The sequence below is a fragment of the Streptomyces sp. NPDC002868 genome, assembly GCF_055563295.1.
The window spans coordinates 360,576-372,062 of the sequence record NZ_JBVHDR010000004.1 but is presented as its reverse complement, the minus strand read 5'-3'; the positions used below and the strand labels follow the sequence as shown (position 1 = coordinate 372,062).

Annotated in this window: 11 protein-coding genes; 4 read left to right on the top strand and 7 right to left on the bottom strand. The window is 69.8% G+C overall.

The window, feature by feature from the left end; all coding sequences use genetic code 11:
* Window positions 1-21: 21 nt before the first annotated feature.
* Window positions 22-399 (top strand): hypothetical protein, encoded by a 378-nt coding sequence (locus ACZ3H8_RS15865; RefSeq protein ID WP_467401965.1) that lies wholly within the window; start codon window positions 22-24, stop codon window positions 397-399.
* A 9-nt stretch (window positions 400-408) separates the two neighbouring features.
* Here the strand turns inward: ACZ3H8_RS15865 and ACZ3H8_RS15860 are convergent, their stop codons facing one another.
* On the bottom strand, window positions 409-2,181 hold the full coding sequence (locus ACZ3H8_RS15860; protein ID WP_467401963.1) for an NHL domain-containing thioredoxin family protein: 1,773 nt from the start codon (window positions 2,179-2,181) through the stop codon (window positions 409-411).
* Window positions 2,182-2,221: 40 nt separating this feature from the next.
* Here ACZ3H8_RS15860 and ACZ3H8_RS15855 point away from each other — a divergent pair, with 40 nt between their 5' ends.
* Window positions 2,222-2,716: an LURP-one-related/scramblase family protein gene (locus ACZ3H8_RS15855; RefSeq protein ID WP_398990170.1), complete on the top strand. Its 495-nt coding sequence runs from the start codon at window positions 2,222-2,224 to the stop codon at window positions 2,714-2,716.
* A gap of 122 nt (window positions 2,717-2,838) precedes the next feature.
* Here the strand turns inward: ACZ3H8_RS15855 and ACZ3H8_RS15850 are convergent, their stop codons facing one another.
* On the bottom strand, window positions 2,839-3,684 hold the full coding sequence (locus ACZ3H8_RS15850; protein ID WP_467401960.1) for a carbon-nitrogen family hydrolase: 846 nt from the start codon (window positions 3,682-3,684) through the stop codon (window positions 2,839-2,841).
* A 166-nt stretch (window positions 3,685-3,850) separates the two neighbouring features.
* Between ACZ3H8_RS15850 and ACZ3H8_RS15845 the strand changes: the two genes are divergently transcribed.
* Complete coding sequence (locus ACZ3H8_RS15845) at window positions 3,851-4,675, top strand: maleylpyruvate isomerase family mycothiol-dependent enzyme (protein ID WP_398990172.1); 825 nt, start codon at window positions 3,851-3,853, stop codon at window positions 4,673-4,675.
* A gap of 79 nt (window positions 4,676-4,754) precedes the next feature.
* Here ACZ3H8_RS15845 and ACZ3H8_RS15840 read toward each other — a convergent pair whose 3' ends face one another.
* On the bottom strand, window positions 4,755-6,053 hold the full coding sequence (locus ACZ3H8_RS15840) for an MFS transporter (RefSeq protein WP_467401957.1): 1,299 nt from the start codon (window positions 6,051-6,053) through the stop codon (window positions 4,755-4,757).
* Window positions 6,050-6,691 (bottom strand): GntR family transcriptional regulator, encoded by a 642-nt coding sequence (locus tag ACZ3H8_RS15835; protein WP_467401955.1) that lies wholly within the window; start codon window positions 6,689-6,691, stop codon window positions 6,050-6,052. The genes ACZ3H8_RS15840 and ACZ3H8_RS15835 overlap by 4 nt, the downstream gene beginning before the upstream one ends.
* A 178-nt stretch (window positions 6,692-6,869) precedes the next feature.
* Here ACZ3H8_RS15835 and ACZ3H8_RS15830 point away from each other — a divergent pair, with 178 nt between their 5' ends.
* Window positions 6,870-7,802, top strand: a complete 933-nt coding sequence (locus tag ACZ3H8_RS15830; RefSeq protein WP_307662251.1) for a D-alanyl-D-alanine carboxypeptidase family protein — start codon at window positions 6,870-6,872, stop codon at window positions 7,800-7,802.
* A gap of 96 nt (window positions 7,803-7,898) precedes the next feature.
* On the opposite strand, the gene ACZ3H8_RS15825 is transcribed toward ACZ3H8_RS15830, so the two are convergent.
* From ACZ3H8_RS15825 to pdhA, 3 genes are read right to left on the bottom strand one after another with little or no spacing between them, the layout of a single operon-like run.
* A complete protein-coding gene (locus ACZ3H8_RS15825) occupies window positions 7,899-9,311 on the bottom strand; it encodes a dihydrolipoamide acetyltransferase family protein (RefSeq protein ID WP_467401951.1) in 1,413 nt (470 codons plus the stop codon).
* A gap of 14 nt (window positions 9,312-9,325) precedes the next feature.
* Complete coding sequence (locus tag ACZ3H8_RS15820) at window positions 9,326-10,306, bottom strand: alpha-ketoacid dehydrogenase subunit beta (protein WP_356224509.1); 981 nt, start codon at window positions 10,304-10,306, stop codon at window positions 9,326-9,328.
* Between the two features lie 2 nt (window positions 10,307-10,308).
* Window positions 10,309-11,457: a pyruvate dehydrogenase (acetyl-transferring) E1 component subunit alpha gene (gene pdhA / locus ACZ3H8_RS15815; RefSeq protein WP_467401948.1), complete on the bottom strand. Its 1,149-nt coding sequence runs from the start codon at window positions 11,455-11,457 to the stop codon at window positions 10,309-10,311.
* Window positions 11,458-11,487: the final 30 nt, after the last annotated feature.

Below are 11,487 nucleotides of genomic sequence, written 5' to 3'. Positions count from 1 at the left end.
AAGCAGGCGCACGGCACGCTGATGACCATGGTTCTGCTCGGTCATCAGACGGTCGGCGCGCACCGCCCGGGCCCGTCGCGCCGCACTCTGTCCCTCGCGCTCGCCTCGGCGGCCGCGGTCCTGCTCACGGGGTGCTGGTTCGTCGTCCGGCAGTACAACGAGCGGCCGCCCTGGGCGGATGACGTCGCGTACGAGGCTGGCTTCATCCAGGGCAACCGTGTCCGGCAGTACGACCCGACCGGCCAAGAGGTCGAGAAGCTCCTGGCCGGCGGGTGCGAAGAGCTGGCGTCGGCCGGACTCGGCGGGCGGAAGGCGTCGTACGACCCGGGCCTGTGGGTGGACGGATGCCTGGCCGGCGCGGCGGGGCGGCAGCCCGAGCGGCAGGGGCTGCTGCACTAGCCGCCGCTGCTACGCCTGATCCATCCCGGCCAGTACGAGCGGCAGCCGCGAGACCCCGTCCGCGCTCACGCGCACCGGAACCCCCCAGTCCTGCCGGTGGACATGACAGGCCGGGTACTCGTTCTCCGGGTCGTCGTCGCAGGACGCCGCCATCGCCGAGACATGCAGCACGCCCTCGGCGACCGCCGGGTCGATCTCCAGCTCGCGCGAGAGGTCGGTCCCCGCACCATCCCCGCCGATCAGGAGCTCGGGCGGGGTCGAGGAGACGAGCAGCCGGGTGGAGGGTCCGTACCGCGTGTCCAGCTTCTGGCCGACCGGAGCCTGGAAGACCACGTCCAGCTGAAGCTTCCCCGCGGCGACTTCGGTGGCGGCGCGCTGTGTCCGGTGGGCGACGGACTCGACCCGTACCGCCTCCTCCGGCAGCCGCAGCCGGGTCAGCCGGTGCCTGGCCGACTCGACGACCACGATGTCGTCGCCGACGAGGACGGCGCCGGAGGGTTCGCGCAGATCGGTGGCCAGCGTGGTGACCTGGCCGTCGGCCGGATCGTAGCGGCGCAGTGCGTGGTTGTACGTGTCGCTGATGGCCACCGATCCGTCGGGCAGCGCGGTGACGCCCAACGGGTGCTGGAGCAGGGCCTGTCCGGCCTCCCCGTCGCGGTGCCCGAAGTCGAAGAGTCCGGTGCCGACGGCCGTGTGCACGACCAGATCGCGGTCGATCCAGCGCACCGCGGAGGTTTCGGAGTCGGCGATCCACAGCCGGTCCTCGGTGGCCGCGAGTCCGGACGGCTGGGCGAACCACGCCTCGGCCGCGGGACCGTCGACCAGCCCTTCGTTGGTGGTCCCCGCCGCGACCTCGACTGTCCCCGTCGCCGGGTCGTACGTCCACAGCTGGTGGACGCCCGCCATCGCGATCCACAGCCGCTCGCCCCACCAGGCGACGTCCCACGGCGAGGAGAGGGACACATCGAGGGCCGGACCGCTGGTCGGCGATCCCTGCCACCACTGCTTGCCGGTGCCGGCGAGCGTCTCGATGGCGCCGCTCTCGGGGTCGTACGCACGGATGGAGTGGTTCACGGTGTCGGCGACCGCGATCCTGCCGTCGGGCAGCGGGGCGAGTCCCTGCGGCTCGTTGAACTCGCCGTCGCCGATACGCCGTACGACGCTCTCGCCGTCCGGCGCCAGCTCGACGAGCTGGTTCCGGGTGGAGTCGGAGACCAGGAAGTTCCCGGACGGAAGCAGCACGGCCTTGCCGGGGAAGCGCAGATCGGTGGCGACGGGCTCGGGCGCGACATAGGGGCCGTCGCCGCGTCGCAGCGTGCCCTTGGCGGCGTGCTCGGCCTCCAGCTCCTCGACGAGCTTCTCGATGGCGTGCGCATGCCCCTCGCCCGCGTGCTGGGCGACGACATATCCCTCGGGGTCGATGACGACGAGGGTGGGCCAGGCCCGTACGGCGTACTGCTTCCAAGTGGCGAGCTCGGGGTCGTCCAGTACGGGGTGGTGCACCTGGTAGCGCTCGACGGCGTCGACGACGGCCTGGTGCTCGGCCTCGTGCACGAACTTCGGCGAGTGGACCCCGATGATCACCACGGTGTCGCGGTGCTTCTCCTCGAGCTCGCGCAGCTCGTCCAGTACATGCAGACAGTTCACACAGCAAAATGTCCAGAAGTCGAGGATGACGATGCGTCCTCGCAGGTCAGCGAGGGTGTACTGGTGGTCGCCTGTATTGAGCCAGCCGCCCTTGCCGATCAGCTCGGGGGCCCGAACGCGTGCACGTGATGCCATACCTCCATCCAACCGCACCGATACGGGTACGCATTCCGCCATGAAGTATCTGGTGCGCGACAAAGTCTTCGCGATCGGCGACGACTACTGGATCGAGGACGAGCACGGGCGGCACGCCTTCCTCGTCGACGGAAAGGCGCTGCGGCTGCGCGACACCCTGGAGCTCAAGGATCCGGACGGGCTTGTCCTCGTCACGCTGCGCAAGAAGATGTTCAGCCTGCGGGACGCGATGACCATCGAGCGGGGCGACGCGCCGCTCGCCACGATCCGCAAGAAGCGGCTCTCGCTGGTGCGCAATCACTACCGCGTGACGCTCGTCGAGGGTACGGAACTCGATGTCAGCGGCCGGGTCCTGGACCGGGAGTTCGGGGTCGAGTACGACGGCGAGCTGCTGGCGCACATCTCCCGGCAGTGGTTCCGGGTGCGGGAGACGTACGCCGTGAATGTCGTACGGGAGGACGCCGACGCGGCGCTCATGATCGCGGTCGCGGTCTGTGTGATCCGGATGGCGGAGAAGGAGCGCGACGGCGACTAGCCCCTACCTCCACGGGGCTGAATTCAGCCCGTCCGGGCCTTGAGGACACGGCCGAAGGCCGTACCGGGGATCTGACCCCGATGCAGCGGGAAGGGGCGGGGTGGGGGAACAACCGCCGGAGGCTAAGCCCTCCGTGGCGCGTCCACCCCCAGCACCCGGTCCTTCAGCACCGGGAACTGCTCCCGCGTCGTCGCCACCTTCGCCGGGTCGAGCTCCACGGTCAGGACCTCTTCGTCCGGGCCCGCCTCGGCGAGCACCTCGCCCCAGGGGTCGACCACGATGCTGTGGCCGGCCTGCTCGACCCCGGCGTGGGTGCCTGCGGTGCCGCAGGCCAGGACGTACGCCTGGTTCTCCACGGCACGGGCGCGGGCCAGCAGTGTCCAGTGTTCCCGGCGGCGGGCGGGCCAGCCGGCTGGGACGACGAACGCCTGCGCGCCCGCGTCCACCAGGCCGCGGAACAGCTCGGGGAAGCGCAGGTCGTAGCAGGTGGCGAGGCCGAGGGTGAGTCCGTCCCCGGTCCCGGTCCCGGTCCCGGGCAGCGGGACGGTGACGAGCTCCTCGCCCGCGCCCATCATCACCGCTTCGCCCTCGTCGAAGCCGAAGCGGTGGATCTTCCGGTAGGTGCTGACCAGTTCACCGGCGGGGGAGAAGATGAGGGAGGTGTTGTAGAGGGTGCCGGGGCCCTCTGCGGAGCCGCTGTCGGATACGGCCTTCTCGACGATGGAGCCCGCGTGCAGCCAGACGCCCGCGTCGCTCGCGGCCTTCGCCATCACGTCGTACGTAGGTCCGGCCAGTGACTCGGCCTCTTCGGCGAAGGACTGGTAGGCAAAGGCTCCGACCGGCCACAGTTCTGGAAGAACCACCAGATCGGCGCCGTGCTGTTCCCGCACGAGCGCGGCGGCTCGCCGCCTTCGCGAATTGACCGATTCGTCCAGGTCTACTGCGATCTGGATGAGTGAGGCGCGCACACTACCACCGTCCTGGCATTCGAGCCTTCAACACGGGCCTACGATCGTCACACGAAAGCACTGCCGGGGTGCCGCCCGGCAGCGTAACTTAACTGCCGAGCCTCCCACGCAGCCCAGCAGTCAGCAGCAGCCCAGCCCGCGTACCGCAGAACCGCCGAGGGGTCCCGTGACCGTCCATCCCAGCCTCCAGACCTACGCCGACGCCTGGACCCACTCAATCGAATCGATAGCAGAGCTGGTGCAGCCGCTCGTCGAGGGCGAGTGGAACCGGCCATCGCCGTGCCCCGGCTGGTCCGTGCGTGACCTCGTCTCGCACGTCATCGGCATGGAGTGCGAGATGCTCGGCGATCCCCGGCCCATCCACACCCTGCCGCGCGATCTTTACCATGTGCAGAGCGAGTTCACCCGCTATATGGAGATGCAGGTCGACGTGCGCCGGCACCACACGGCGCCGGAGATGACCTCCGAGCTGGAGTACACGATCATCCGCCGGGCCCGTCAGCTGCGCAACGAGAACCGCGCCCCCGACACCATGGTCCGCGCCCCGCTCGGCGCCGAGCAGACCCTGGAACTGGCCATGCGTATGCGCGCGTTCGACACCTGGGCGCACGAGCAGGATCTGCGGATGGCGCTCGGCAAGCCCGGCAACCTCGACTCTCCCGGCGCGTACATCACCCGGGACTGTCTGCTCGAAGCCCTGCCGAAGGTGGTCGCCAAGGACGCGGGCGCACCCGCGAATTCGGCGGTCGTCCTCGATGTGCACGGCCCGGTGGAGTTCCTGCGTACGGTCCGGGTGGACGCGGACGGCCACGGCACGGTCGACGGCGCGCCCTCGCTCGGGCCCATCGTGACGCTCGCCATGGACTGGGAGACGTTCCTGCGGCTGGCGTGTGGCCGGGTGCGGGCGGCGGCGGTGCAGGACCGGGTGAAGGTGGACGGGGACGCCGATCTGGCGGCGGCGATCCTGCGGGAGTTCGCGGTCACGCCGTAGCGGTCACGTCCCAGCGGTCACGCCGTGGGCGGGGCGCCGGGCGCGCGCCGTTCGACGGTGGCCGCTCGGACCGGGCCGCTCACGCCGGTACGTGCACGGCCTCCACGCGGCTCGCCACCAGCCGTTCCCGCTCCCGCCGCACCGTGCGCGCCCGCAGCCGCAGGATCTGCGCGATGCCCAGCGCCTCCAGCACGAACACCGACGAGAACGCGATCCGGTAGTTGCCCCCGGTCGCGTCCAGCAGCACCCCGACCGCCAGCAGTGTCGTCATCGAGGCCACGAAACCACCCATATTGACGATTCCCGACGCCGTCCCCTGCCGCTCCGGGGGATTGGCCGGGCGGGCGAAGTCGAAGCCGATCATCGACGCGGGACCGCATGCCCCGAGCACCGTGCACAGGGTGATCAGCAACCACATCGGGGCCTGGTCCCCGGGGTAGGCAATGATGGCCGCCCACAGAAGCGCGGTCGCCCCGACCGTGCCGAGGGCGAGCGGGGTCCGGGCCGCGTGGTGGCGGGCGATGACCTGCCCGTACACCAGCCCCACCACCATGTTGGAGAGCACCACCAGCGTCAGCAGCTCGCCCGCGGTCTCCCGGGACAGGCCTTGCGCCTCGACCAGGAAGGGCATCCCCCACAGCAGCAGGAACACCATGGCGGGGAACTGGGTGGTGAAGTGCACCCACAAACCGAGCCGGGTGCCGGGCTCCCGCCAGGACTGGGCGATCTGCTTGCGTACGAAGGCGGATCCGGCGTGCTGGGCGGGCGGGGGCTCGTGGCCCTCGGGGTGGTCCTTCAAGAAGAGCGACAGCAGTACGAGGACGACCAGTCCGGCCGCCGCGCTGCCCGCGAAGGTGGCGGTCCAGCCGACGCCGTGCAGCAGCCGCGAGATGAAGATGGTCGAGACGAGATTGCCCGCCATCCCGAAGAGCGCGGCGACCTGCCCGATGAGCGGCCCGCGCCGGGCCGGGAACCAGCGCGAGCCGAGCCGCAGCACGCTGATGAAGGTCATCGCGTCGCCGCAGCCGAGCAGCGCGCGCGAGGCGAGGGCCGTGCCGTACGAGGGGGAGAGCGCGAAGCCCAGCTGTCCGACGGTGAACAGAACGACGCCGAGAGTCAGCACCTTCTTGGTGCCGAGCCGGTCGACCATCAGGCCGACGGGTATCTGCATCCCCGCGTACACCAGCAGCTGGAGTATGGAGAAGGTGGACAGGGCGGAGGCGTTGACGTCGAAGCGGTCGGCGGCGTCGAGGCCGGCGACCCCGAGCGACGTACGGAAGATGACGGCGACGAAGTAGACGGCGACGCCGATGCCCCAGACCGCGGCGGCGCGCCGTCCGCCGGGTGGATCGCCCGGCAGGGCGACGGCGGCGCTCATCGGACCTCGCCCCGCGCCAGGTTGCTGAACCAGCCGACGTGCCGGTGTACGAGAGCGGCCGCCGCGTCCGGGTCTGAGGCGCGCAGGGCTTCGAGGATCTCGCTGTGCTCGGCGACGTTCTTGGCGATCCGGTCGGGATGGGAGTGCATCACGGCGACGCCCATCCTCAGCTGCCGGTCGCGGAGTTGGTCGTAGAGGCGGGAGAGGATCTCATTGCCGCCGCTGCGCACGATCTCGGCATGGAAACAGCGGTCGGTGACGGCGACGGCCGCCAGGTCGCCCGCCTCACCCTGTCGCTTCTGCTGCTCGAGAAGCTCTTCGAGCCGGGCGAGGAGCTGCGGCGACGCCGGTACGGCCTTGCGGGCGGCGTGCTCCTCGACCAGCAGCCGGGTCTCCACCACATCGGCGATCTCCTGCGCGGAGACGGCGAGGACGAGCGCGCCCTTTTTCGGATAGAGCTTGATCAGCCCTTCGACCTCGAGCTTGAGGAGCGCCTCCCGGACGGGCGTGCGCGATACGCCGACGGCGTCGGCCAGTTCACCCTCGGTGAGAAGGGTGCCGCCCTCGTAGCGGCGGTCGAGGACGGCTTGCTTGATGTGGGCGTAGACGCGTTCGGCGGCAGGGGCGGCGGCGGGCATGCGCACAGCTTAGATACAACACAGGTGCATCAGAAAGCCACGTCCACGATGCAGGACAGAACTGATGGGGCGTCGCGTACATCCATTCGGCCCGCTCAACGGTCTCGCATCCGGGCCCTGTTTACATTCAGGTCCCACTTCGACCCTTTTCTATGCATTCGCGAACTCGGAGCGATTCTTGAGAACCAGCCTTCCGGGCGTACGCAAAGCCGCCGTTGTCGTTTTCACCACCGGCGCGCTGCTGACCGTCTCGCCTCTGGCCGCGCCCGCTCACGCCGTCCCCGTGCCGCCGATCGCGAGCAAGGGCGCGATCCTGCTCAACAACGCGACCGGCACCGCCGTCTACACCAAGACACCGGACACCCGTCGGCAGATGGCCAGCACGACGAAGATCATGACGGCCGCGGTGGTGGTGAACACCAAGGGCATAAACCTGAACCACGTGGTCACCATCAAGCAGACGTACCGCGACTACGTGGTCAAGCAGGGCGCCAGCACCGCGGACCTGAAGACCGGCGACAAGGTGACCGTCCGTCAGCTGCTGTACGGCACGATGCTGCCTTCCGGCTGCGACGCCGCGTACGCCCTCGCGGACCTCCTCGGCAAGGGGACCACGCCGGCCGCACGCACGCAGTCGTTCATCGCCAAGATGAACCAGACGGCCACCTCCCTCGGCCTGAAGAACACCAAGTTCGACTCCTTCGACGGCATTTCGAAGGCCGGCAACAACTACACGACGCCGCGCGACCTCGCGAAGATCGCAAGCTACGCGATGAAGAACGCCAACTTCCGCGCCGTCGTCGCCGCGCCGAAGTACGTGACCTCCGCGACGACCAGTACGGGCGGCAAGCGCACGTACACCTGGTACAACACCAACCAGCTGCTCGGCTCCTACAAGGGCGCGATCGGCATCAAGACGGGCACCGGCACGGCCGCGGGCCCCTGCCTGGTCTTCGCGGCCACGCGCGGCGACAAGACCTTCGTCGGGGTCACCCTGAACGGCGCCGACCGCTACAAGGACGCCGCGAAGCTGCTCGACTTCGGATTCGGTTCGAGCACCGCGCAGACGATGCAGCTGCGGAGCCTGCCGCAGGGCGCCGAGCGCGACTGATCAGCCGCGCCGCAAGGACCGCAGGCTTCATGACGACAGCCGCCCCGTTCCGCACTACGGAACGGGGCGGCTGTCGTCAGGCCGGTCGCGGGCCGGTCAGGCCCAGGTGATCAGCCGCTTGGGCTGTTCCAGGATCGCCGCGACATCCGCGAGAACCTTGGAGCCGAGCTCGCCGTCGACCAGCCGGTGGTCGAAGGAGAGCGCGAGCGTGGTGACCTGGCGCGGCTTCACCTTGCCCTTGTGGACCCACGGCTGGAGCTTGATCGCACCGACCGCGAGGATCGCGGACTCGCCGGGGTTGAGGATCGGCGTACCGGTGTCGACGCCGAAGACGCCGACGTTGGTGATGGTCACCGTGCCGCCCTGCATCGCCGCCGGGGTCGTCTTGCCCTCACGCGCGGTGGCGACCAACTCACCCAGCGCCGCGGCCAGTTCGGGCAGGGTCTTGTCGTGCGCGTCCTTGATGTTCGGGACGATCAGGCCGCGCGGGGTGGCGGCCGCGATGCCCAGGTTGACGTAGTGCTTCTGCACGATCTCCTGGTTGGCCTCGTCCCAGGCGGCGTTGACCTGCGGGTTGCGCTTGATCGCGACCAGCAGCGCCTTGGCGATGAGCAGCAGCGGATTGACCCGCAGCCCCGCCATGTCCTTGTCGGCCTTGAGCTCGTCGACAAGCTTCATCGTCCGCGTCACGTCGAGCGTGATGAACTCCGTGACGTGGGGCGCGGTGAAGGCGCTGCCGACCATCGCCGCCGCGGTGGCCTTCCGTACGCCCTTGATGGGGATACGGGTCTCGCGCGCACCCGCCGCGACTGGCGCCGGGGCCTCGGCCACGGGCTGCGGCGCGACAGGGGCGGGCTCGGCCGCAGGTGCGGGCGCCGTCGCCGGAGCGGCCGCCGCGTGGATGTCCTCCCGAGTGATGACACCGTCGGGGCCGGTCGGGGTGACCGTCGCCAGGTCGATGCCCAGGTCCTTGGCGAGCTTGCGGACCGGCGGCTTGGCAAGCGGGCGGGCCGCGGTGGCCGTGGCCGTGCCGCTGTGGCCGTTCATCTCGGCCTGGACCGCGGCTGCCGCGGCGGCCTGCTCCGGCACCGCCGCCGTCCCCTTGCGGGCGCGGCGCTTGGTGGAGGTCTCGGCGACGCCGTAGCCGACGAGGACGGGCTGGCGGCCCTTCGGCTCGGCCTCCTCGACGGCGGGAGCGACGGGCGCGGCCGACGTCTGGGCCACGGGCGCGGCCGGCGCGTCACCGCTCCCAGGCGCCACATCGATCGTGATGATCGACGTGCCGACGTCGACGGTCGTGCCCTCCTCGAAGCGCAGCTCGTGCACCACGCCGTCGTACGGAATCGGCAGCTCGACGGCCGCCTTCGCCGTCTCGACCTCGCACACGACCTGGCCGTCCGTCACCACGTCTCCGGGCTGGACGTACCACTTGAGGATCTCGGCCTCGGTCAGTCCCTCGCCCACATCGGGCATCTTGAACTCACGGAAGCGAGTGGAAGTGTCAGTCATGGTCACGGCACTCCTCAGTACGCGAGCGAGCGGTCGACGGCGTCCAGCACCCGGTCAAGCCCCGGGAGGTACTCCTCCTCGAGCCTGGCCGGCGGGTACGGCGCGTGGAAGCCGCCGACCCTCAGCACCGGGGCCTCCAGTTGGTAGAAGCACCGCTCGGTGATCCGGGCGGCGATCTCCGCGCCGGAACCGTAGAAGACCGGGGCCTCGTGCACCACGACCAGCCGGCCTGTCTTCTCCACCGACGTCTGGATGGTGTCGAAGTCGATCGGGGACATCGAGCGCAGGTCGATGACCTCCACCGACTTGCCCTCCTCTGCGGCCGCGGCCGCCGCCTCGACGCAGACCTTCACCATCGGACCGTACGCCACGAGCGTGATGTCCGAGCCGGCCTGTGCGATACGCGCCTTGTGCAGCGGGCCGGGGATGGCCTCGGTGTCGACCTCGCCCTTGTCCCAGTAACGCCGCTTGGGCTCGAAGAAGATGACCGGGTCGTCGCTCTGGATCGCCTGCTGGAGCATCCAGTACGCGTCGGAGGAGTTGGACGGCGAGACCACCTTGAGGCCCGCGACATGTGCGAAGAGCGCCTCGGGGGACTCGCTGTGGTGCTCGACCGCGCCGATGCCGCCGCCGTACGGAATGCGGATGACGACCGGCATCTTGATCTTGCCGAGCGCGCGGGCGTGCATCTTCGCGAGCTGCGTGACGATCTGGTCGTACGCGGGGAAGACGAAGCCGTCGAACTGGATCTCCACGACGGGCCGGTAGCCGCGCAGCGCGAGCCCGATCGCCGTGCCGACGATGCCGGACTCGGCGAGCGGGGTGTCGATGACCCGGTCCTCGCCGAAGTCCTTCTGCAGTCCGTCGGTGACCCGGAAGACGCCGCCGAGCTTGCCGACGTCCTCACCCATGATCAGGACCTTGGGGTCGGTCTCGAGCGCCTTGCGCAGCGACTCGTTGAGTGCCTTCGCGATGGGGAGCTTCTGTACAGCCATGGTTAGTTGCCCTCCTCGGCGAAGGACGCCTGGTACGCGATGAACTGGGCGCGCTCCTCGTCGACGAGCGCGTGCCCGTCGGCGTAGACATTCTCGAAGATCGCCAGGTGGTCGGGGTCGGGCATGGCCCGTACGGCCTCACGCACCCGCCTGCCGAGCGTCTCGCTCTCCTCGTCCAGGGACGTGAAGAACGCCTCGTCGGCGAGGCCGGCCTTCTCCAGGTACGTACGGAGCCGCAGGATCGGGTCCTTGGCCTCCCAGGCCTGACGCTCCTCGTCGGCCCGGTACTTGGTCGGGTCGTCCGAGGTGGTGTGCGCGCCCATCCGGTAGGTGAACGCCTCGATCAGCGTCGGGCCCTCGCCGCGACGGGCCCGCTCCAGCGCGGAGCGGGTCACGGCCAGGCAGGCGAGGACGTCATTGCCGTCGACGCGGACGCCGGGGAAGCCGAAGCCCTGGGCGCGCTGGTAGAGCGGCACCCGGGTCTGCCTCTCGGTCGGCTCGGAGATCGCCCACTGGTTGTTCTGGCAGAAGAAGACGACCGGGGCGTTGTAGACCGCGGAGAAGGTGAACGACTCGGCGACATCACCCTGGCTGGAAGCGCCGTCGCCGAAGTACGCGATCACGGCGGAGTCGGCACCGTCCTTGGCCACGCCCATCGCGTAGCCGGTGGCGTGCAGCGTCTGCGAGCCGATGACGATCGTGTACAGGTGGAAGTTGTTGGTGTTCGGGTCCCAACCGCCGTGGTTCACACCGCGGAACATGCCGAGCAGATTGGTCGGGTCGACCCCGCGGCACCAGGCAACGCCGTGCTCGCGGTAGGTCGGGAAGACATAGTCGTCGTCGCGCAGCGCGCGACCCGAGCCGATCTGTGCGGCCTCCTGGCCCAGCAGCGACGCCCACAGTCCGAGTTCGCCCTGCCGCTGAAGAGCGGTGGCCTCGGCGTCGAAGCGGCGGGTCAGGACCATGTCCCGGTACAGCCCGCGCAGCTCGTCGGGGGTCAGGTCGATCTCGTACTCCGGGTGCTCGACGCGCTCTCCCTCAGGCGTCAGCAGCTGTACGAGCTGGGGCTCGGAACTCTGTGGCTTGTTCGCGGCGCTGACGCGCTTGCTGCTGCGTCGCGGTTTGCGCGCGGCAGTGCTCTCCACGGTCACGTGCGTGCTCCTCCGTCGGTCCGGCCCCCG